Source organism: Chitinophaga varians (assembly GCF_012641275.1).
In the GTDB taxonomy this organism is placed as follows: Bacteria; Bacteroidota; Bacteroidia; order Chitinophagales; family Chitinophagaceae; genus Chitinophaga; species Chitinophaga varians_A.
Window position 1 is genome coordinate 1868161 of the sequence record NZ_JABAIA010000001.1, and the last position, 21108, is coordinate 1889268.

At 49.6% G+C, this 21108-nt stretch carries 17 protein-coding genes; 14 read left to right on the top strand and 3 right to left on the bottom strand.

Features of this window, described 5'->3' with window-relative positions; all coding sequences use genetic code 11:
- The first annotated feature begins 53 nt into the window (after nucleotides 1-53).
- The 3 genes from HGH92_RS07530 to HGH92_RS07540 all read left to right on the top strand — a co-directional run bounded on the left by HGH92_RS07530 (nucleotide 54) and on the right by HGH92_RS07540 (nucleotide 2083).
- Nucleotides 54-1001: a TIGR01777 family oxidoreductase gene (locus tag HGH92_RS07530; RefSeq protein ID WP_168870108.1), complete on the top strand. Its 948-nt coding sequence runs from the start codon at nucleotides 54-56 to the stop codon at nucleotides 999-1001.
- An 18-nt stretch (nucleotides 1002-1019) separates the two neighbouring features.
- Entirely contained in the window at nucleotides 1020-1397 is a 378-nt protein-coding gene (locus HGH92_RS07535; RefSeq protein ID WP_168870109.1) for a CoA-binding protein, read from the top strand.
- A 212-nt stretch (nucleotides 1398-1609) separates the two neighbouring features.
- The gene (locus HGH92_RS07540; RefSeq protein WP_168870110.1) at nucleotides 1610-2083 is read left to right on the top strand and encodes a ribonuclease H-like YkuK family protein; all 474 of its coding nucleotides are present in this window, start codon (nucleotides 1610-1612) and stop codon (nucleotides 2081-2083) included.
- A gap of 182 nt (nucleotides 2084-2265) precedes the next feature.
- On the opposite strand, the gene yihA is transcribed toward HGH92_RS07540, so the two are convergent.
- Nucleotides 2266-2874 carry a ribosome biogenesis GTP-binding protein YihA/YsxC gene (gene yihA, locus HGH92_RS07545; protein WP_247654844.1) on the bottom strand — a complete coding sequence of 203 codons (609 nt, stop codon included), beginning with the start codon at nucleotides 2872-2874 and terminating at the stop codon, nucleotides 2266-2268.
- Nucleotides 2875-2947: 73 nt separating this feature from the next.
- Between yihA and ubiE the strand changes: the two genes are divergently transcribed.
- The 4 genes from ubiE (at nucleotide 2948) to HGH92_RS07565 (ending at nucleotide 7251) form a co-directional block, all read left to right on the top strand.
- Complete coding sequence (gene ubiE / locus HGH92_RS07550) at nucleotides 2948-3694, top strand: bifunctional demethylmenaquinone methyltransferase/2-methoxy-6-polyprenyl-1,4-benzoquinol methylase UbiE (RefSeq protein WP_168870111.1); 747 nt, start codon at nucleotides 2948-2950, stop codon at nucleotides 3692-3694.
- Nucleotides 3667-4368 (top strand): outer membrane beta-barrel protein, encoded by a 702-nt coding sequence (locus tag HGH92_RS07555; RefSeq protein ID WP_168870112.1) that lies wholly within the window; start codon nucleotides 3667-3669, stop codon nucleotides 4366-4368. The genes ubiE and HGH92_RS07555 overlap by 28 nt, the downstream gene beginning before the upstream one ends.
- A gap of 45 nt (nucleotides 4369-4413) precedes the next feature.
- Nucleotides 4414-5757, top strand: coding sequence for a dihydroorotase (locus HGH92_RS07560; protein WP_168870113.1), 1344 nt, complete (start codon nucleotides 4414-4416; stop codon nucleotides 5755-5757).
- Nucleotides 5758-5922: 165 nt separating this feature from the next.
- Nucleotides 5923-7251 (top strand): MutS-related protein, encoded by a 1329-nt coding sequence (locus HGH92_RS07565; RefSeq protein ID WP_168870114.1) that lies wholly within the window; start codon nucleotides 5923-5925, stop codon nucleotides 7249-7251.
- A gap of 119 nt (nucleotides 7252-7370) precedes the next feature.
- Here the strand turns inward: HGH92_RS07565 and HGH92_RS07570 are convergent, their stop codons facing one another.
- Complete coding sequence (locus HGH92_RS07570; protein WP_168870115.1) at nucleotides 7371-8546, bottom strand: FAD-dependent monooxygenase; 1176 nt, start codon at nucleotides 8544-8546, stop codon at nucleotides 7371-7373.
- A 133-nt stretch (nucleotides 8547-8679) separates the two neighbouring features.
- Between HGH92_RS07570 and HGH92_RS07575 the strand changes: the two genes are divergently transcribed.
- The gene (locus HGH92_RS07575) at nucleotides 8680-10209 is read left to right on the top strand and encodes a YifB family Mg chelatase-like AAA ATPase (RefSeq protein WP_168870116.1); all 1530 of its coding nucleotides are present in this window, start codon (nucleotides 8680-8682) and stop codon (nucleotides 10207-10209) included.
- 73 nt (nucleotides 10210-10282) lie between these two features.
- Here HGH92_RS07575 and HGH92_RS07580 read toward each other — a convergent pair whose 3' ends face one another.
- A complete protein-coding gene (locus HGH92_RS07580; RefSeq protein ID WP_168870117.1) occupies nucleotides 10283-12409 on the bottom strand; it encodes an elongation factor G in 2127 nt (708 codons plus the stop codon).
- Between the two features lie 153 nt (nucleotides 12410-12562).
- Between HGH92_RS07580 and HGH92_RS07585 the strand changes: the two genes are divergently transcribed.
- The 6 genes from HGH92_RS07585 to HGH92_RS07610 all read left to right on the top strand — a co-directional run bounded on the left by HGH92_RS07585 (nucleotide 12563) and on the right by HGH92_RS07610 (nucleotide 21103).
- Nucleotides 12563-14341: an ABC transporter ATP-binding protein gene (locus HGH92_RS07585; protein ID WP_168870118.1), complete on the top strand. Its 1779-nt coding sequence runs from the start codon at nucleotides 12563-12565 to the stop codon at nucleotides 14339-14341.
- A 116-nt stretch (nucleotides 14342-14457) separates the two neighbouring features.
- Nucleotides 14458-14823 (top strand): DUF983 domain-containing protein, encoded by a 366-nt coding sequence (locus HGH92_RS07590; RefSeq protein ID WP_262888781.1) that lies wholly within the window; start codon nucleotides 14458-14460, stop codon nucleotides 14821-14823.
- 450 nt (nucleotides 14824-15273) lie between these two features.
- Entirely contained in the window at nucleotides 15274-15666 is a 393-nt protein-coding gene (gene tssD, locus HGH92_RS07595) for a type VI secretion system tube protein TssD (RefSeq protein ID WP_168870120.1), read from the top strand.
- Nucleotides 15667-15707: 41 nt separating this feature from the next.
- Nucleotides 15708-17492 (top strand): type VI secretion system Vgr family protein, encoded by a 1785-nt coding sequence (locus HGH92_RS07600; protein ID WP_168870121.1) that lies wholly within the window; start codon nucleotides 15708-15710, stop codon nucleotides 17490-17492.
- Nucleotide 17493: 1 nt separating this feature from the next.
- Nucleotides 17494-20664, top strand: a complete 3171-nt coding sequence (locus HGH92_RS07605; RefSeq protein WP_168870122.1) for a peptidoglycan DD-metalloendopeptidase family protein — start codon at nucleotides 17494-17496, stop codon at nucleotides 20662-20664.
- Nucleotides 20648-21103 carry a DUF5991 domain-containing protein gene (locus HGH92_RS07610; protein WP_168870123.1) on the top strand — a complete coding sequence of 152 codons (456 nt, stop codon included), beginning with the start codon at nucleotides 20648-20650 and terminating at the stop codon, nucleotides 21101-21103. The genes HGH92_RS07605 and HGH92_RS07610 overlap by 17 nt, the downstream gene beginning before the upstream one ends.
- Nucleotides 21104-21108 lie beyond the last annotated feature (5 nt).

The window sequence follows — 21108 nt, forward strand, 5'->3', positions numbered from 1 at the left end:
GCTGCTATATTTCAATATTTACTGAAAGTTCTGAATTATAGAAAACAGAAAACATGAAAAACAAGCGCATCATCATAGCCGGTGGCAGTGGATTTATCGGGCATGGCCTCAGCGACTATTTCGGCACCGACAATGACATCGTGATACTGACCCGCCGTCCGCAAGCGGCCAGGGGCCGGGTGCAATACATAGTGTGGGACGGCCGCACCCGCGGGGACTGGGCCGCCGCACTGGAAGGCGCCGACCTGTTGATCAACCTGACCGGCAAAAGTGTGAACTGCCGTTACAATGAACAAAACCGTCAGGCTATCTTCAACAGCCGTACAGATGCCACCAGTATCCTCGGCGCCGTAACCCAAACGCTGAAAAAGCCGCCCCGCCTGTGGGTCAACGCCGGCAGCGCCACCATCTACCGGCATGCAGAAGACCGACCGATGAACGAATTCAATGGCGAAATAGCCGATGACTTCTCCGTACAGGTATGCAAGCGCTGGGAGGCCACCTTTAACGGGATAACGCTGCCGCATACACGTAAGACTATTCTTCGTATAGGCGTCACCTTGGGATGGCAGCCAGGCGGCGTCATGCATCCTTATCTGAACCTCGTGAAATTCGGGCTGGGCGGGCATCAGGGCAGCGGCCGGCAGATGTTCACCTGGGTACATATCACCGATGTATGCCGCATGATCGACTGGCTGTATGAAAATGACACGGCCAGCGGCGTATACAACTGCACCTCCCCCAACCCAATACCCAACCGCACTTTCATGCAACAGCTGCGTAAAACAGCCGGTCATTTGTTTGGCCTGCCAGCGCCCGCGCCCCTGTTGCGCATCGGGGCCACTCTTATCGGCACAGAAACGGAACTACTGCTGAAAAGCAGGTGGGTATTGCCCACCCGGGCACTGCAGGAAGGTTTTGTTTTTCAATATCCCGACATCAATACCGCCTTCTCCCACATCCTGGCCCATATGCCCCGAAGCGCTTACCACTTGTTTTGAAATTCGTACCTTAGGCATATGGAAACCACCAACGATAAAAAACTCACCGTGGTATTGGGCGCATCGCCTAACCCGGAACGATACAGCTACCTGGCGGTTAACCGGTTGACCGCCCACGGGCATCCTGTCGTAGCTATTGGAAAAAGGGCCGCCACCATCGGAGAAGTACCTGTCATTACAGACCATCCTCCGCTGGAACAGGTAGACACCGTGACTTTATATATGAACCCGATACTACAAAAGGAGTATTACGACTATATACTGCAGCTACGGCCCCGGCGCATTATCTTTAATCCGGGTACCGAAAATGATGAGCTGGAGGAGTTGGCGCGGCAAAACAACATCGTACCGCAGGAAGCCTGCACACTGGTATTACTGAGCACCGGACAGTATTAATCCGTTAGCGTACATCTCCCCGAAAAAAAATTTCATGAAAGGCTGTTGGCAAATAACTGGCAGCTTTTCGTATATTCGATAAATATATATAGCCATTTAACCCCCAATGGACTGATTCCATCTTGTTGACCCAAATAGCTTGGCATTAACTTCATTTGGCTGGCAATATCCTATCTGACACAATTGCATGTTCACCCTTTAATATATATTTTATGCAATGGAGAAGATTTAATGGAGAGGTTATCCACCTTCCGATCAAGGAAGAAGTGCGGCAGGCCATTATCCGGGAAGCTGCCCGGGGCTATCGCCTGAAAGTATGCATAGGCACCGATTCCCAGGTAAAAGGACTGGATACTGAATTTGCTACGGTGATCGTATTCCTGCGGGAAGGTCATGGCGGATTTATGTTTATCCACAATGAAAAAACCAAGGACTGCTATTCCATCAAAGAGCGTATGCTGGTGGAAGTGGCCAAAAGTATTGAGATCGCGTATGAGCTCTGCGACCTGTTTACCGAGTATGACGTAGACATGGAAGTACATGCGGACATCAATACTAATCCCCAGTTCAAAAGCAATCTGGCACTGCGGGAAGCCATGGGTTATATCCTTGGTATGGGCTTCGCCTTTAAAGCCAAGCCGGAGGCCTTCGCCAGCAGCAGCTGCGCCAATAAGATCGTAAATTAAGCAAGGCCCCAACCCTGTCAGTAGTTTGTACCTTCCTCAAATTTTGACGTGTACTGCACGTCGGGTGATTTTCTCCCCCTAATCCAGCCGTTTTATCCGTTTGTTTACATCCGTCCGCCCAATAAAAAAGCCTAACGTTATTGGATAAACGTCAGGCCCGGAATGTTTTGTTATATCGCAACTCAGGCGATAGCCCTGAACTGTGCGTTTAATTCTTCGATATAGCCCAGAATAGCATCGCGACCGGATTTTTTGACCGTGGAAGTGACGAAGTGAGGCGGCAGGAATTCCCAGGTTTCCCGCATTTTGTTCAGGAACGACTTCACGTTGCGGCTTACTTCCGCCTGCGTACTTTTATCCGCTTTGGTAAACACGAGGCTGAAAGGCACGTTCCATTCGCCCAGCTGGTTTACAAAATCGATATCGATTTTCTGCGGGCTGTGGCGGCTGTCGATCAGCACAAAGATGGTGACCAGGTTGGTCCTTTTGCGCAGGTAGTCTTCGATCATTTTTTCCCATTGTTTGCGCTGGGACATGCTTCTTTTAGCGAAACCGTACCCGGGGAGGTCCACCAGGTACCATTCCTTATTGACCAGAAAATGGTTGATCATCACCGTTTTCCCGGGCGTACCGGAAGTTTTGGCCAGCCTTTCATTATTGGCCAGCACATTGATCAGGGAAGACTTGCCCACATTGGACCGGCCTATGAAAGCATATTCCGGCATATTAGGCGTGGGGCATTTCTCCCAGTCGGGGCTGCTGATCAGATATTCTGCAGATTTAATAATCATGATATTACGTTGTTCCATTAAAAATCCCGCATCTTCCTGTTTGCATTCCTTCAGATGACTTAACTTTGCGGCCATGTCAGCGAATACAAATGTTCAGAAGATCGTACCCTTTGAAGGGTCAAAATTAAGCAAGAAGGAGCAGATAGCGTCCATGTTTAATGATATAGCTTACCGGTATGATTTCCTCAACCATTTTATGTCGCTGGGAATTGATGTGATCTGGCGCCGGAAAGCCCTGAAATACCTGAAAAGCCTGCAGCCCAAAAAAATGCTGGACGTGGCCACCGGTACCGGGGATTTTGCCGTGATGGCAGAAAAAAAGCTGCATCCTGACAGTATTACCGGCATCGATATCTCCGAAGGCATGCTGTCCCATGGACGGGAAAAGATCAAAAAACTGGGCCTGGAGCATAAAATCACCCTGCAGTTGGGCGATAGTGAGACAATAAGTTTTGCGGATGAGACGTTTGATGCCATAACAGTGGCCTTTGGCGTCCGCAATTTTGAAAACCTCGAAAAAGGGTTGGCAGAAATGCGCCGGGTGCTGAAACCAGGCGGAAAACTGGTGATTCTTGAATTCTCGAACCCGACAGTTTTTCCCATTAAACAATTATATAATTCGTATTTTCGTCTTATCGTACCTTTGATCGGGAAATTTGTGGCCAAAAGCAAAGCGGCCTACAGTTATCTGCCAGAATCCGTGAAAGCGTTCCCGCAGGGCGAAGAAATGCGAACCATATTACTTAACACAGGATTCCCGGCCGTTACATGCAAAACGCTCACTTTCGGCATATGTTCTATCTACTGCGCTACGCGCTGATATCCCTGTTGATCCTGTTTGTGTTGCCGGCAGCAGCGCAAACCAACCTGAATATGATAGACCATGATGCAAAACCCTATTATTTTGGCATCACGCTGGCCGCCAACCAGTCGTTTTTCAAACTGAAGCACTCTACCGCGTTCCTGGCCGATGATTCGACCATGATCGCAGAACCGTTGAAAACAATGGGGTTCAACCTGGGATTGCTGGCCAATGCCCGCCTGACGGAGCATTTTGACCTTCGCTTCAATCCCCAGCTGCTTTTTGCGTCCAAAAACCTGTATTACCGTGATACCTATCCCAAGCCGGAAAGCACCGATAAAAAGATAGAGTCCATCCTGCTGAGCTTCCCCTTACAGCTGAAATTCAAATCGGACCGTATCGGCAACATGCGGGTATATGTCATAGGCGGCCTGAAATACGATTATGACCTGGCCTCCAACGCACGCGCCCGCCGCGCAGAAAACCTGATCAAAATCCAGAAAAGCGATTATGGTTATGAAGTAGGCGCCGGCTTTGAATTTTATTTTGAAAGCTTCATTTTCTCTCCTGAATTCAAGATCAGCAACGGTTTCGGCAATGTGCTGGTCAAAGACCCGAACCTCCGTTACGCCAACGTGATCGAGAAACTGCAGTCCCGGATGATAGTATTTTCCATCCACCTGGAAGGATAAGCATTTTTCCTTTGCATAAGCCCGGTGTGAACTATCTTTGTAACCATGCAACAATATCTCATCAGGAATATCGCTGTGGTCAATGAAGGAACGACCACCGTACAGGACGTATGGATCAAGGACAGCCGCATCGCCAAAATGGGCCCCAACCTCACTGTTAACGGCCATTACGAAGAAATCAACGGTGAAGGCAAATACCTCCTGCCCGGCGTGATCGACGACCAGGTGCACTTCCGTGAACCAGGGCTCACCGAAAAAGCCACCATCTATACCGAAGCCCGTGCGGCCGTCGCCGGTGGCACCACCAGCTTCATGGAAATGCCCAATACCAAACCAGCCGCCCTTACACAGGAACTGCTGGAAGACAAATATGATATTGCCCGGCAACATTCCCTGGCCAACTACTCCTTCTTCATGGGCGTATCCAACGATAACACAGAAGAAGTACTGAAGACCAACGCCAAAAAAGACCGTGTATGCGGCGTGAAAATATTCATGGGATCATCCACCGGTAATATGCTGGTAGATAATTTCCTGACACTGGAAAAAATATTCTCCGAAACGGAACTGCTGATCGCCACCCACTGCGAAGATGAAAAAATCATCCGCGCCAATATGGAAACATTCAAACAGGAAAAAGGCGATCATCTTACCGCTGCCGACCACCCGCTGATCCGCAGCGTGGAAGCCTGCTTTGAATCATCCTGGACAGCCGTGCAGTTTGCCAAAAAGCACGACGCACGCCTGCATATCCTGCATATCTCCACCGCCAAGGAACTGCAATTGTTCACCAACATGATGCCGCTGGCACAGAAACGTATCACGGCCGAAGTGTGCGTACATCACCTGCACTTCACTTCCGATGACTATAAACTGTACAGCAATCTGATCAAATGTAATCCCGCCATCAAAGCACCGGAAAATAAAGCCGCGCTGTGGCAGGGCCTCCTCGATGACCGGCTGGACATCATCGCCACCGACCACGCTCCACATACCTGGGCCGAAAAACAACAGTCTTACCTGCAAGCTCCGTCAGGCGTACCACTGGTACAACACAGCCTGCTGCTGATGCTGGAATACGTGAAAAAAGGCGCGCTCAGCATTGAAAAAGTAGCAGAGAAAATGAGCCATGCTCCTGCTATCTGCTTCCGTATCAAAGAAAGAGGCTTCCTGAAAGAAGGATACTATGCCGACTGTGTCATCGTGGACATGCACGACAAAACACCTGTAGCCAAGGAAAATATCTACTATAAATGCGGCTGGAGCCCGTTTGAAGGCCATACCTTCCCGGCTGCCATCACACATACGTTTGTGAGCGGTCACCTCGCCTATGCAAACGGCCAGTTCAATGAATCCACCAAAGGGCACCGCCTGAATTTTGAAATTTAGTTATTTTGATATTTAGATATTTATTCTGAGTATGCCTGGCTTATCTTTTGTGGCCTTGCTATCTTAGAATAAATATCTAAATGCCTGCATATCAAAATATATAAATTGGTGTGTGGAAAATCCTGATGATTGCATCTCCCTGTATATTAACCAAAATAATATTGCATGCAGCTGGACAAAACATCCTATTACGACCTATCTATCTTCAACCGCGACGAAGAATTTTCTTTGTTCCACCGGTTGGACTTCACCACCACTGCAGGCGGGAGAGACTATCTGCGCCAGCTTTTCAGCTCACCCTTACAGGATATTCCAGCCATCCAGCAACGGCAGAAAGCCCTGCAATATATACTCGAACTGGAAAACAGCTGGCCTTCCATTATATCCAACGGCACCATTGTAGTAGTGGAAAACTACATGGAAGCCCAGATAGAACCCATTTCCAATACAGAAGGCCTGCCTTTGAGGCTTCAGGCTATCATCAATAAAACACTGTATGCGCCGGACTTCGGCTTCATCAAATTTTCCTTTGAACAGCTGGTGAACCTGCTTCGTGGATTCCGGACCTTCGTGGACGTATTCAATTCCGACCATGCCCCCAAAGTGCTGAAGGTATTACTGGACCGGGCACAGCAGCTGTTACACAAAAAAGATTTCAGCGATATACTGGAAGTTGATGCCGCCGGTAAAATGAATTATGTGGAAATTCTCCGGTATGACAACTATATCCGGAGAAGACACAGAAAAGTAGTGGAAGAACTGGTGACCCTTTATCATCAACTCGACGCCTACTACGCTATGGCCAAAGCGATGAAACACTACCAGCTGCAGTTCCCTGTTGTTACTGACAGTCCGCGGCCGGCCATTAAAGCGCAGCAATTATATCATATCATCCTGCAGGCACCCGTTGCCTACGATGTAACACTGGATGAAAAGAACCATTTTATGTTCCTCACCGGCGCCAACATGGCCGGTAAAACCACTTTCATCAGAGCCGTAGGCATCGCCGTATTCATGGCACACATAGGCATGGGCGTGCCTGCCAAACATATGGAACTGAGCTTCTTCCATGGCATTGTCAGCAATATCCAGGTACAGGACAATATCTTCAAGGGAGAAAGTTATTTCTACAGTGAAGTACTGCGTATTAAAAACACCATCATGCAGGTCAACGATGGTAAAAACTGGCTGGTACTGATCGATGAAATGTTTAAAGGCACCAATGTGGAAGACGCCAAAAACTGTTCACTGGCGGTTATCCGGGGACTGTTGCGCAGTTCCAACTGCCTTTTCATTCTCTCCACACACTTGTATGAAGTAGCAGAAGACCTTCGTCACGAGAGCAAAATTCTGTTTAAATATTTTGAATCCGACGTTATCCAGGATGACCTTCATTTTACCTATCTCCTGAAAGATGGTATCGCCAAAGAGAAAATCGGTTACCTAATCCTTAAAAGAGAGAAAGTATTGGACCTGCTGGACCAGATACATTAACGGCAACGCATAGAAACCCAGGGCTGAAGCCCTGGGCTACGTTTAACGAGGCTGAAGCCCTGGGCTACGTTTAACGAGGCTGAAGCCCTGGGCTACGTTAACGAGGCTGAAGCCCCGGGCTACGCATATACTTTGGGCGTGATTGAACGGGCGATCTTCAGCGGCATTTCTATCATCATATTTTTCCAGGGCGTATAAGGCAGTATTTTCCAGAACTGGTTGCTCATCCACTGTTTAAAACGGGTGTCGGGCACAAACCAGTCGGAGCCTTTGGCCATGTCCTGACAACGTTTTACAAACGGCCGCATCGTTGTTTCGTAATGGCGGAAGGCTTTTTGATAATCGCCATTAGCTTCATGCAATTCCCCTGCGAGAATATAAGCACCGATAAAAGCCATACTGGTGCCCATTCCGGCCATTGGCGACGCACAATGCGCCGCATCACCGACGAGCGCCACACGGCCATTGGACCAACTGTCCATCTTAATTTGACTAATAGCATCAAAATAAAAATCGGGCGCGGTATCCATCATTTCCAACAGTTGCGGCACTTTCCATGATTCACCCGCAAATTTTTTACGGATGATCGATTTTTGCTGTTCCACATCGCGGTAGTCGTAATGCAGAGGACCTGATGAAAAGTAAAAAGAAGCCCGGGCTTCTTTGCCTTCACAGGCACCGAACACGCCTACGCGTTTTCCGAGTGACCCGTAATATAGGCCGTCCATACCAAGATCCATGAAGTTAGGCGTAGTAAAGACGGCGATGTACAGCCCCAGGTGCGAGAGATATTTATGCTCTTCGCCGAATGCTATGGAGCGCACTTTGGAATGTACGCCATCGGCGCCGATAACAAGATCGTAGCGGGCAGGCCGGCTGTTGCGGAAAGTGACGTTCACGCCGGTTTCATCCTGCAATAAGGCGGTGACGGAATCATTAAAAATATAACTGACCTGATCACGGGTAGCCTCGTACAATACTTTCACCAGATCGCCGCGCATGATTTCCAGTTCCCCGCTGGTAAAGCCATCGGGGAAGCGGGCGACGGTGCGGTTGTTTTCGTCGACCATCCGTATTTTCCCTGATCTTGTTTCGTAGCTGCGGATTTCATCCATCAGTCCCATTTGTTCAATAACAGGCAATACGGCCCCGCGGAAGTCCACCGCGTAACCACCGGGCCGGATAGCAGGCGCCTGTTCCACGATGGTCACTTCAAAACCATATTTATGCAGCCAGAAGGCCAGTGCCGGACCGGCCACGCTGGCCCCGGATATCAATACTGTCTTTGTTTTCATGCTGTAAAAGTATCCGCTCCGGGAGCGCCGGACAACGACCGTAAGGTTAAACCGGCAGAAAATGCCGGTAAACAACAGGAATAGGCCGGTAGAAGTCTTTTTGTTATATTAGTAACTGTTAACCCAACGCCATATGATTGTTAAAACCTTCGGCAGCGCCATTTACGGCGTAGATGCCATTACCATCACCATAGAAGTGAATGTATCTCCGCAGGGGAACCGTTTTTACATGGTCGGGCTGCCAGACAGCGCTGTCAAGGAAAGTGAGCGCCGGATCGAGTCGGCCATCAGCCATCTTGGATTCCGGATGCCGCGCACCAGAACGGTCGTTAATATGGCGCCGGCAGCCATCCGCAAGGCCGGTGCGGCGTATGACCTGCCTATTGCCATCGGGATATTAGGCGCTTCCGGCAAGATACCCGCCGATGCCTTTGACCGGTACCTGCTGATGGGCGAATTATCGCTGGACGGCAGCGTGCTGCCTATCCGCGGCGCCTTGTCCATGGCCATACAGGCGCAGCAGGAAGGGTTCAGGGGATTTGTGCTGCCGGCAGTCAACGCGCGGGAGGCCGCCATGGTAGCGCAGCTGGAAGTATATGGCGTATCACATTTGTCTGAAGTGATGCAGTTTTTCCATCAGCCGGAAAGCCTTACGCCATTGCCATCGGCGCCACCAGAGCGGGCGCAGGTATCCTTTGACCTTGACTTCAGCGACGTAAAAGGGCAGCATAACATCAAGCGGGCTTTGGAGATAGCCGCTGCCGGCGGGCATAACGCCATCCTGATAGGACCGCCCGGCGTCGGCAAAACGATGCTGGCGCAGCGGCTGCCCACTATCCTGCCGCCGCTTACACTGCAGGAAGCGCTGGAGACCACCAAGATCCACTCCGTGGCCGGTAAACTACCACAACATGCATCGCTGGTATTGAAACGGCCTTTTCGTTCACCGCATCATACCATCAGCGATACCGCGCTGGTAGGCGGTGGCAGCCAGCCCCAGCCCGGAGAGATATCGCTTGCGCATCATGGCGTATTATTTCTTGATGAGCTGCCGGAGTTCAAAAGGCAGGTGCTGGAAGTGATGCGGCAGCCACTGGAAGAACGGCGGGTAACGATTTCGCGGGCACGATCGGCCATTGATTTTCCCGCAGGGTTTATGTTGCTGGCATCTATGAACCCTTGTCCCTGCGGTTATTTCAATCACCCGGAAAAAGCATGTACCTGTTCTCCTGGCATGGTGCAGAAATATCTCAACAGGGTATCTGGTCCGCTGCTGGACAGGATAGACCTTCATGTAGAAGTGACGCCCGTATCTTTCAGTGATCTGACCGGCAACAGAGAAGAAGAGAAAAGCACGTGTATCCGTGACCGTGTGATGGCCGCGCGGGAAGTGCAGGCAGCGCGTTACGCCACGTTACCAGGCATTTATTGCAATGCGCAATTGAACAGCCGGCAACTGAAAAAATATTGCATTGTTGAGGAAGACTGCAACCAGCTGCTGAAAAATGCTATTCAGCAATTAAAGTTGTCTGCCCGGGCGTATGACCGGATATTGAAAGTAAGCCGTACCATTGCGGACCTGGCGGGCGGACACAGCATAACGGTGGCGCATATGGCGGAAGCTATTCAGTACAGAAGCCTTGACAGGGAAGGATGGATGTAACCATTATAATTACGAATTACGAATTACGAATTACGAATTACGAATTACGAATTACGAATTACGAATTACGAATTCACACCACTTCTTCCTTCTGGTATTCGTCGCTTAGCTTCTTTTGTATTTCCGGCGGAACGGGCGCGTATTCTGCAAATTCAGAGTGGACCTTGGCTTTGCCCTGTGTAACGTTGCGCAGCGCAGCAAAGAGTTTATCCAGTTCCGCCTGCGGTGTACGGGCTTTGATCACCTGGTAACCATTCAGTGTATCCATACCCGTTATAACGCTTCGGCGGCTTTGCAGTTCGCTCATAATATCGCCCATCATCGTATCGGGCGCGGTGGCTTCCACATCGAACACCGGTTCCAGCAGTTGTGGCGCAGCCTGGTGGAAGGCATCGCGGAAAGCCATCATACCGGCTATTTTAAAGGAGATATCGTTACTGTCTACCGGATGCATCTTTCCATCGTATACGCTTACCCGTATGTCGCGCACATAGGAACCGGTGAGCGGCCCTTCCTGCATTTTTTCCATCACGCCTTTGAGGATGGAGGGCAGGAAGCGGCTGTCAATGGCGCCGCCTACGATGCAGTTGTTGAAGACGAGTTTGCCACCCCATTGCAGCGGCACTTCTTCCGTTTCCCTTACCGGGTATTCTTTGAGGGGCGGCATCCCTTCGTACCAGGGTTCAATTTTCAGGTATACCTCGCCAAACTGTCCGGCGCCACCGGATTGTTTCTTGTGGCGGTAAGAGGCCAGGGCCGGTTTACGGATAGTTTCGCGGTAAGGTATTTTAGCTGGCAGGTAGGCGACCTGCATTTTGTAAATATTCTCCAGGCGCCATTTGGTGACCAGCAGGTGGAGGTCGCCCTGGCCGTGGAGGATCACCTGTTTCAGTTCCCTGTTGAATTCCACCAGCAGCGTAGGGTCTTCCATGTGCAGTTCGGCCAGCACTTCGCTGAGTTTTTCATCATCGGCTTTATTCTGGGCTTCGATGGCTACACGGACTTTAGGGGTGGGAAACTGTATAGGGTCTATCTGAATGGGTTTGTTTTTATCGGAGAGGCTTTGGTTGGTGAAGGTATTTTTCAGTTTGATGGTACAGCCTATATCGCCGGCTTTGAGGGATTCTGTGTTATTGCGGTTTTTGCCATCGGTAACGAATATCTGGCTGAAGCGTTCGGACGTATTGGCTTCCTCGTTGAACAGTTCCATGCCGGGTTTTATTTCGCCGGACATCACTTTAAAAAAAGATAATCGTCCGACGTGAGGCTCCTGCAGCGTTTTGAAGATAAAGAGGCAGGGGGGGCCGGCGGGGTCGCAGAGAACTTCCCTGCCGTCGCTCGTCATTTCTGCGGGCATTTCCACTGCCGAGGGGGCCACATTATCGATAAAGCCCATAAGGCGGCCGCTGCCCATATCATTTTTCGCGGACAGGCAGAAAACGGGGAAGATCTGGTGTTTGAGCATGCCTATTTTGATGCCCTGGCGGAGCTCATCTTCATCGAGGCTGCCTTTTTCAAAGTATTGTTCCATGAGGGTGTCATCATTTTCCGCCGCTTTTTCCACCAGTGCGTTGTGGAGGGCTTCCGCTCTTTCCTTTTCGTTGTCTGGGATGGGAAGTTTTTCTGGTTTCCCGCCTGTTTCCGGGAAGCGGTAGAGGGTCATTTTAAGCAGATCGATGATGGCATTGAAACCGGGGCCCTGGTTGACGGGGTACTGCATGATCGTCACAGCGTTGCCGAGGACACGGGTGGCATCTTCCACGGTTTTGTTGAAATTGGCCTGTTCAGTGTCCAGCTGGTTGACCGCCAGGATGGTGGGCTTGCGGTATTTATCGACGTAGTCCCATATCAGTTCAGTACCTACTTCCACGCCGTACTGCGCATTGAGCAGCAATACAGCAGTATCGCATACACGGATGGAGGCGATCACTTCGCCGATAAAGTCTTCCAGGCCAGGGGTGTCTATGATGTTGATTTTGTAGTCTTTCCATTCTGAGTGCAGTGTGGTGGCATAGACAGAGTTACCGCGTTCGTGTTCTATTTCATGGTAATCCGAGATGGTATTGTTTTCTTCTACTGTCCCGCGTTTGCTGATGATACCGGCTTCAAACAGCATTGTTTCGGAGAGGGTGGTTTTGCCGCTTTTGGGGGCGCCCAACAGTACGATGTTTTTGACGTGTTTTTCATCATACGTTTTCATATGTGGAGATTTAATCAGGTAATCGATTATCACCGTTGCCAAACAAAGAGCTACTACTATTAAGTTACTGATTTTTGCGCAAAAAATGACCTTTTGATTACCCATAATATGTTGCAACATGCAGTAACTTTGTGCACCTGTAAAGAACATATTATGAAACTATTGCTGCATTATCTGAAGAAATATAAATGGCTGGTAGTATTGGCTATGGCGCTGGCAAGCATTAACCAGCTTTTCTCCCTGTTGGACCCGATGATTTTCGGGTGGATCATTGACCGGTTTGCCTCCCATCCGCATACCACCCTGAAGGGAGGTGATATTTTACGGCCGGAGGGGCAGTATTTGTCCGGCGTGTTGTTATTGATTGGCGCTGCTGTTGGAGTAGCCATGGTATCGCGTATCGCGAAGGCTTTCCAGGATTATTTTGTGAACGTGATTGTTCAGAAGTTTGGCGCCCAGGTGTATACCGATGGACTGAGACACTCCCTGCGGCTGCCTTATCAGCAGTTTGAAGACCAGCGTAGCGGTGAAACGCTGGCCATCCTGCAAAAAGTACGGACAGACTGTGAGAAGTTCATCACTGCATTTGTGAACGTATTATTTGTATCGTTGATCGGAGTGGTGTTTGTGATGATTTACGCCGCCATGGTACACTGGACCCTGCCGTTTGTATATCTTATTGGCTGTGTGCTGCTGGCCGTGCTGATGAGTGTGCTGAGCCGTAAGATCAAGGTGATCCAGAAGACGATCGTAAAGGAGACCACTGCGTTGGCCGGTTCCACCACTGAATCGCTGCGCAACATAGAGCTGGTGAAGAGCCTGGGGCTTACCCACCAGGAGATCCGCCGGCTGAACAGCACTACCATCAAGATACTGATGCTGGAGCTGAAGAAAGTACGGAGCATCCGCAGTATCAGCTTTGTGCAGGGCACGTTTGTTAACCTGATGCGGCAAAGCATCCTGTTTTTGCTGTTGTTTTACATCTACCGGGATTATGTGTCCATCGGGCAACTGATGACGCTTCAGCTGTATTCCTTCTTCATCTTCGGGCCATTGCAGGAGTTGGGCAATATTATCCTTAACTACAGGGAAGCGCAGGTATCGCTGCTGAATTTCCAGGGCATCCTGAATACGCCGGTAGAAGAAACGCCGGCGCATCCGGTGAAGATCAATCATATTGACGATCTCACTTTCCGGCAGGTCAGCTTCAAACATCTGACAGCCGCCACCAAGGCGCTTGACAAGGTGAATTTTTCCGCCCGGGTAGGTGAAACCATCGCCTTCGTAGGGCCGTCCGGTTCCGGCAAAACCACGCTGGTAAAGCTGCTGGTAGGACTGTACAAACCTAATGAGGGCCATATCCTTTACAATGGCGTAGACGCCAATGAAGCAGACATGGACGACCTGCGGCACCAGGTGGGTTTTGTAACGCAGGACACACAGTTGTTTGCCGGCACTATCCGGGAGAACCTGTTGTTCGTCAACCCTGGCGCAACAGACGCAGAGATCATGGACGCCCTGAACAAGGCGGCCTGTTATTCGTTGCTGGCGAGGGCCGACAAAGGTCTGGAGACCGTAATCGGCGAAGGCGGCATTAAAATCTCCGGAGGAGAAAAACAACGTTTGTCTATTGCCCGGGCATTATTGCGCAAGCCACGTTTACTGGTATTTGACGAAGCCACGTCCGCACTGGATTCCATCACAGAAGAAGAGATCACCAAAACGGTACGCCAGGTGACCGCCAGCAAACAGCATATCACCGTAATGATCGCTCACCGTTTGAGCACCATTATGCATGCAGACCGGATTTATGTACTGGAAAAAGGGCATATTGTAGAAACGGGCAGGCATGATGAACTGTTGGAAGAGAAGGGCTTATATTATGCCATGTGGCGCCAGCAGATAGGCGAGCGCAAGCTGGAGACCGTCTAGTGAATTAAAAAACTTATTTTTGCACCGAATCAGTGTAAAAAAGTATGGAACACAAACGCCCGAACTATTTCGTCAGCCTGTTAACGATGAAATGTCCCAAATGCCGGAGAGGAGATATGTTTAAGGACAAAAACCCTTTTCATTTTAAGTTCTCTAAAATTTTCAACATGTATGACAACTGTCCCGTATGCGGGCAGAAGTATGAGTTGGAGACGGGGTTCTGGTTTGGGACAGGTTATGTGAGTTATGCGCTTTCCGTGGCGTTCAGCGTGTTTAACCTGATTTGGTACGCTCTCTTTTTCGGTATTACCTGGAGAGACAACAGTATTTTTATCTGGCTGGGCGTAAACGGTGTATTGCTGGTATTGATACAGCCCTGGCTGATGCGTATTTCCCGTGTTATCTACCTGTATTTTTTTGTGTATTATGACGATAGTACAGCGGGGTTAAAAGCGCCGGACCGGCAACAACATCATCATTAAAAAAATTCATGAATTCATTGAAAAAAATATGGGGCTGTGAAAACAGCCCCTTTCTTTTTCAACCAAAATCTGAACCAATGGTGGTCAGAAAATCTTTACCAGCAAAAACCAATAATAAAATAACCAGAGGGAAAACTGCTTAGCCTCCAAGGCGGGACAACCAATCACACAATCTTACAAAGCAGGGCGAAACTACAAAATCCGTCAACATAAAAACCATAATTTTATATAAATGGTAAATCTTCTGCGATGAACAGAAAAAAAACGTCGCTGAAAATGATCTGTAAACAGAATATTTGTAACTTCAGTAATAACGGCGATGATCTGATTTTGTGACGATCAAAACTGTTGAAGCAGCTGCCCCAAATTCCTTCGGAAAATCCTATCAAGCCCGTTACCAGTCTTCATCTTATATACTTGTTGTTTATTCACCAATAAATCAGCAATTATATGTCTTTTAAAGCGACCCTGTTGTTGGAAGGATCGACCATGAATGTGCTGGAATGTCATTTTACCTTTTCACAGGCAACGGACGAAACCGGCAAACCTTCCCACCGGCCCCGAGGGGGCGTTATCCGTATTGTTATCGAGTCAGACGGCAGCAGCCGGCTTTTCGACTGGATGATTTCCAATACCGGCGTTAAAAGCGGTACTGTTACTTTCTGGCGGCGTGATGTGATGTCGCGGATGAAAGAGTTACGCTTCACCGATGCCTATTGCGTCCGGTATGGTGAGCATTTCAACGCCAGTGGCGACATCCCGATGCAGGTGCGGTTAAAGCTGTCCGCCCGGGAGCTGGCATTGAACCAGAGTGTTTATCAGAACCCCTGGCCGCATTCCTGATTCGTATATACGTTACTGTTAACCCGAAAAAATTAATTGTCATGCCTTTAAACACATTGACCCGAATAACCATAGATGGAAAAACGTTCCCCCATTTCCGGGAGTTGCTGATCCGGCAGCGGATCGACGGACATCATACATTTGAAATACATATTGACCAGGGATGGCTGGCCAGTTTATGGCCGGACGCATCCGGCAAGGGACAGGACCTGCTGGGGAAAGACGTATGGGTGGAGATATCCGCCGCCGCAGCGCCGCAGACGGGCACCCTGCATTTCAAGGGGCTGGTCACCGCCATTCATACCGGCAAAAAAGGCGACGCCACGGCGGGTTTTTGCGTGCTGAAAGGAACCGACCCGGGTATTGTGCTGGACGGGGAGCCACAGTTACGGGTATATGAGACCCAGACGCTGTCCCATATTGCACGGCATTGCCTGAAAGCAGTGTCAGCCCATGCAGATGTGCGGATAACGCCGGGCAATACGGCCCATCATCCCTACCTGGTGCAGTACCGAGAGAGTAATTATGCTTTTCTGCAGCGGCTGGCGGCGCGCTTCGGGGAATGGTACTTCTATAATGGCCAGCAGATGATCTTTGGCGCCTACGCCCCCGCTAAAATTATCCTGTCGCATCCGCGGGAGCTGGTACATTTCGATATACGGCTGCAACTGACTTCCGGCAACCGGCGCTTTACCGGTTATGACTATGAGACCGGAGCTGCCGTCAGCAGCGGGCCGTCGCCGATGCCAGCGGCGGGCACCGGGCCGCTCACCGCACGGGCAAGAGCTGCCAGCAGGCAGCTTTACCAGGAAGAAGGTTACGACAAAACGGTGTCACAACATATGGCCGGCATTGCCTTACAGGCACAGCTTCACGAAAAACGGCAGCTGGCCGCGTCCGTAGAGCTCACCGGAAAAAGTGAGCACCCCGGCATTCGCATCGGTGATATTATTGAAGCAGCCGCTTCCCTCTCTTCACCTGACCTTGAAGGGACGTTTACCGTCACCCGTATTGACCATCATTGTCAGGGAGACGGTGCTTATTTCAATCAGTTCACCTGCACCCCTACAGATTGTTGCATTCCATCCGGCCATAACGGTATTGCACCCTGCTGCGAAGCGCAAAGCGCTATTGTCACGGACAATCATGATCCGGAAGGGATGGGGCGCATCCGGATACGGTACCGCTGGCAGCAGCATGGAAGCTCGCCCTGGATACGGCTGATAGCTCCTCATGGCGGCGCTGGCAAAGGGTTTCATTTTATTCCGGAAAAAGGCGAAGAAGTATGGCTGGACTTTGAAGGCGGTAATCCCGAGCTGCCTTTTGCCATGGGCACCGCATATAACGGTAAAGACAGTACGAAATTCAGCGACGCCGGAAATAACCTGAAGATCATCAAAACACGAAGCGGCCATACCATAGAGCTGGACGACAGCAGCGGCGCGGAACAACTGCAGATACATGACCGCAACGGCAACGTGATACAGCTTGACACCCATCGCGGAAACATTACGATCGCTTCCCCGGGACAGCTACATCTGAAAGCCAACCATATCAGCATCGAAGCTACCGATCAGCTGGACATGCATGCCGGCGGCAATCTCACCCAGGGGGCGGGAGAAAACATCAGCCTGTATGCCGGAAGCCATACAACGGTGTTGGCAACACATATCATTCAACAGGCAAATGACAGTTTTACCCTCACTTCGCGTAAGCTGGAAGAGCAGGCAGAAAGCATATTGATCAACAGTATCCGGGAAGACCTGACACTGATGGCCGCCGGTACCGTTGCTATTAACAGTGTGGAAAAAATAAAACTGTCGTGATATGATACCATCCAATAACTCAGCCAGGCACCTGGTATGTGAAGGCGCACTTTGCAGCTGCGACAAGGCAGTGGCACCGGCGGCCGTAAAGGTGGTGTCACACGACCGGTACTATGTTCACGGCAGCAGTGGCACAGATCGCCCGGTAGTCACCACACACGAAAATGATCAGCGCGCCCTGCATTTCAGCAGCTGCCTTGCCGGCGGACAGCCAGCGCCCTGTACGCCCCAACTGTTATGGCAGATACCGGCCAGTCAACAACGTATTGCATTGGCCAACGGCGCTTATCCGCTGCCAGACAATGCCACCGCGCAATGTCTCACCAAAGGAGGCCGGCTGAAGATCCTCACCCATGGGCAACTTCCCTCCGGTGACAATGACCCTCCGGGTTTGTACAGCGGTGACAATCAGCCTCCGGCCGACAAACTGTCGATGACTTTTCCGCAGCAGGCGCCACATATCCAGCGGATCAAAGGCCCGGCAAAAGTACGTCAGCTAAGCAATGCCTCGTGGGAGGTGACTTTTGACCGCCCGCCTTCCTCCGGAGATATTGCCCTGTTGCACTGGGTACTTGAAAATGAACAAGGCATAGCAGCAGTTTCCTTACATGGCGACCATATTTTCCGTCATCATTTTCTGCACAACGGGGATTACACGCTGCGTGTTTTCAGCGGAGAAGACTCGGAAGCCATGCTGACACAGAGGGTACAGGTCACGCCCACCGGCATCGTCTGTTCTCAGACTACCGCCAGGCCGGGACAACCGATCCGCTTCACCGTGGCAGACGCAACATCTGCTGATATCTTCCGATGGGATTGGAGAGATGATAAAGGCTTTCGCGGCGCATCAGAAAACACCGGCCCGGAAATTCAACTGACGTTTGAGCAACCAGGACTTTACACTGTGCGTGCCACCACAGGCGATCAGACCTGGCAACAGGCCGTTACCATCTGTAACAACCAGATCCAACGTATCCAGGCAGACCGGCAGCCTGTCAGCGGCGCCGTCGTAACATTCGATGTCACCACCAGCCTGCCGGATTTAACCACAAGGGAGCAGCTTAAACTCCACTGGAAGCTGGAAGGCCCCGAAAGCACGCACTGTGCGGGAGAACAAACATTCCGGCACCTGTTTGTTCACTGCGGGCATTATACGCTGTATGCCTATCTTTATAACATACAGCAGGAAGCAGCATTACATTTTGAAGTAAAGAATGCTACTGTTACCACCGCTCACTGGACGACACCGAATGGATATGTTATCCGTCAGGCCGGGCATGATCAGGATGTTTGCCTGTACTTTGGACATACCGGCCTGGAAAAAAGAAAGGTATTGCTGGAAATATACGCCCGGCAGGCTTTTCACAGCAGACTAGTGTACACTTGCTTCATAACCATCACCACAACGCCCGCAGTGTCGCACCCGTTATCCATCAGCAGCTTCCGGCAACAGCTTCCAGCAGGATGGGACAACGAACAACTGCAGCTCTATTTTCAGATCAAACCAACAGACAATATTCCCATCGAGCAACAAAATCGCCCGCAATTACTATTACATCGCCGGCAGCGTATTGTAAACGTATACTTTACCGATCCACAGGACCAACGCATATATTTTATCACCGACCATCATCAGCAGATAGCGCTGAAAATATACGCTGTCAACCTTGCCGGACAGCAATTACAAGTGACAATCCTGCGCCGGAAAAGCTCGCCTCCGTTGCTGAAACCGCTGCACACCTACCCGGCGACGGAGCTGCTGCCATTACTGGAGCATGACGTCATTATCAGCAAACAACAGGTAACCGTCGATAAAACAGGTGCAGTAATGCTTCCTGTACCGCTGGCATCGTTATCTGCCATCAGCCTGATTTATGCATTGATACAACTTCCCGGATATAATGCTGTGTACTCGCGACAGCTATTTGTGTACCTTGGTAACCAACTGCGGCTGTCGCCCGCCATAAAAGCACGTTCCACCGCTGTCATAGAACGGGTATCCGTTTCACAAGGTCCATCAGAATGTCAGTCACTGGTATGGGGTAGCAAAGTAAGTTGCGCGTTTCGGAAGAAAGTCATCAGTATTGCACGCAAGTTACAAGCAGACCCGAATCACCTGATGACTTGTATGGCATTTGAAACAGGCGGGTCTTTTCTGCCGCATTTGCTGAATGGGTATAAGCCGGGGACTACGCCGGCAGTAGAGAAATTGACGGAAGGGGTGTTGGCGGAGCATGCGGTGGGGTTGGTGCAGTTTACGCAGACGGCGATTGATCAAATGAATAGCCGATGGAAGTTAAAAGCTACCAAAATGAAATTAGCACACATGTCAGCCGAAGAACAGCTAGATTACGTGTATCATTATCTGCGCAGTTTTAATGGAAAGTTTAACTCACTAGAAGATTTCTACTTAACGATTCTAAAACCAGAATCGGTTGGAAAAACTGAAGATCATATTGTATTTAGTATGGAGCAGGATGCAATAAATAAGAGAAGTTGGTATCAAAAAAACAAAGGGCTTGATATTGACAAAGACGGCGTTATACATAAAAAGGAGGTACGTACAATAATTTTCAAAAAGTATACCGAGGGACTAAATTATAGAAATAACTGTAGCCTCAATTGTCCAATGCTTATAAATACCCAACCGTCTAAAGAAAGGTGGTATCACCCGTTACCCAATATGCAGTTGAGGGGATGGTATAGCTGCTGGGCTCCTGAAAGAAGTAGATTTGGGATTATCACCGAGCGCAAGAGTGGCAAACATCAGGGGTTAGACTTTTACGCACCTGAAGGAACTCCTGTCTATGCATGTGTTGATGGAGAGATAGCTTCCTCTCATTATTCTGATTCCTACGGCAATGTCTTGGTTCTCTATGGAAAATATAATGATGATTATTATTATTTCTTTTATGCGCACTTACAAGCGCCTTCAAAATACACCACAGGACAAAGTGTGAAAATGGGCGACATTATTGGCTTTACAGGGAAAACAGGAAATGCTAAAAGTGTGAAACAAGAACAAGAGCATCTACACTTTGAAATACGGACGAAGGAAATTGTAGGAAAAGGTTTTGATGGTCGGATCGACCCCTTACAAATCATCACCGAACTTAACACAAATGAAATTATCAACCCTCAAAAGGAACTTCAATATGCTAAATCCATTTAAAAAAAATCTACTAATTCAAGTCTTGAATTTAACTTTTTTAGGTTGTGGTAATCAAACTCCAAATTCGCTAGGAGAAAACATCATATCAAACTGGCCAAGAAAATACAATCTTAGTACTTCAAGAAATGAAATCATGAATGGAATGATTGTCGGTACTGACTACCAAATCAACACCACAGACGACAGCTGTCTCTTCATCGGTGATGGCATACAGTACGCCTTCGAAGCCAAGTGTGCCCTCAAAACCAATAATGACACACTTCTGGGGTACTTTTGTTACGACGCTCGTGGCATAGAGCAATATTGGAGCCAGGAGCAACCCCTTTTCAAAATCTTCCGAAAAGACACCAACTACTACATTATTTCAAGTGCTATCCTTGAGGACACGACAAAAACCTATCTGTTAAAACATACCCCGGAAAGCAAAAAAATTCAATAGCTTTA

What these genes read in the sequence shown, in the direction of transcription:
- HGH92_RS07605 (WP_168870122.1), top strand. Translation starts at nt 17,494, where the DNA reads ATGATACCATCCAATAACTCAGCCAGGCACCTGGTATGTGAAGGCGCA.
- HGH92_RS07540 (WP_168870110.1), top strand. Translation starts at nt 1,610, where the DNA reads ATGCAATGGAGAAGATTTAATGGAGAGGTTATCCACCTTCCGATCAAG.
- HGH92_RS07560 (WP_168870113.1), top strand. Translation starts at nt 4,414, where the DNA reads ATGCAACAATATCTCATCAGGAATATCGCTGTGGTCAATGAAGGAACG.
- HGH92_RS07555 (WP_168870112.1), top strand. Translation starts at nt 3,667, where the DNA reads ATGTTCTATCTACTGCGCTACGCGCTGATATCCCTGTTGATCCTGTTT.
- HGH92_RS07570 (WP_168870115.1), bottom strand. Translation starts at nt 8,546, where the DNA reads ATGAAAACAAAGACAGTATTGATATCCGGGGCCAGCGTGGCCGGTCCG.
- HGH92_RS07610 (WP_168870123.1), top strand. Translation starts at nt 20,648, where the DNA reads ATGCTAAATCCATTTAAAAAAAATCTACTAATTCAAGTCTTGAATTTA.
- HGH92_RS07530 (WP_168870108.1), top strand. Translation starts at nt 54, where the DNA reads ATGAAAAACAAGCGCATCATCATAGCCGGTGGCAGTGGATTTATCGGG.
- HGH92_RS07565 (WP_168870114.1), top strand. Translation starts at nt 5,923, where the DNA reads ATGCAGCTGGACAAAACATCCTATTACGACCTATCTATCTTCAACCGC.
- HGH92_RS07580 (WP_168870117.1), bottom strand. Translation starts at nt 12,409, where the DNA reads ATGAAAACGTATGATGAAAAACACGTCAAAAACATCGTACTGTTGGGC.
- HGH92_RS07590 (WP_262888781.1), top strand. Translation starts at nt 14,458, where the DNA reads ATGTTTAAGGACAAAAACCCTTTTCATTTTAAGTTCTCTAAAATTTTC.
- HGH92_RS07585 (WP_168870118.1), top strand. Translation starts at nt 12,563, where the DNA reads ATGAAACTATTGCTGCATTATCTGAAGAAATATAAATGGCTGGTAGTA.
- HGH92_RS07575 (WP_168870116.1), top strand. Translation starts at nt 8,680, where the DNA reads ATGATTGTTAAAACCTTCGGCAGCGCCATTTACGGCGTAGATGCCATT.
- HGH92_RS07600 (WP_168870121.1), top strand. Translation starts at nt 15,708, where the DNA reads ATGCCTTTAAACACATTGACCCGAATAACCATAGATGGAAAAACGTTC.
- ubiE (WP_168870111.1), top strand. Translation starts at nt 2,948, where the DNA reads ATGTCAGCGAATACAAATGTTCAGAAGATCGTACCCTTTGAAGGGTCA.
- tssD (WP_168870120.1), top strand. Translation starts at nt 15,274, where the DNA reads ATGTCTTTTAAAGCGACCCTGTTGTTGGAAGGATCGACCATGAATGTG.
- HGH92_RS07535 (WP_168870109.1), top strand. Translation starts at nt 1,020, where the DNA reads ATGGAAACCACCAACGATAAAAAACTCACCGTGGTATTGGGCGCATCG.
- yihA (WP_247654844.1), bottom strand. Translation starts at nt 2,874, where the DNA reads ATGATTATTAAATCTGCAGAATATCTGATCAGCAGCCCCGACTGGGAG.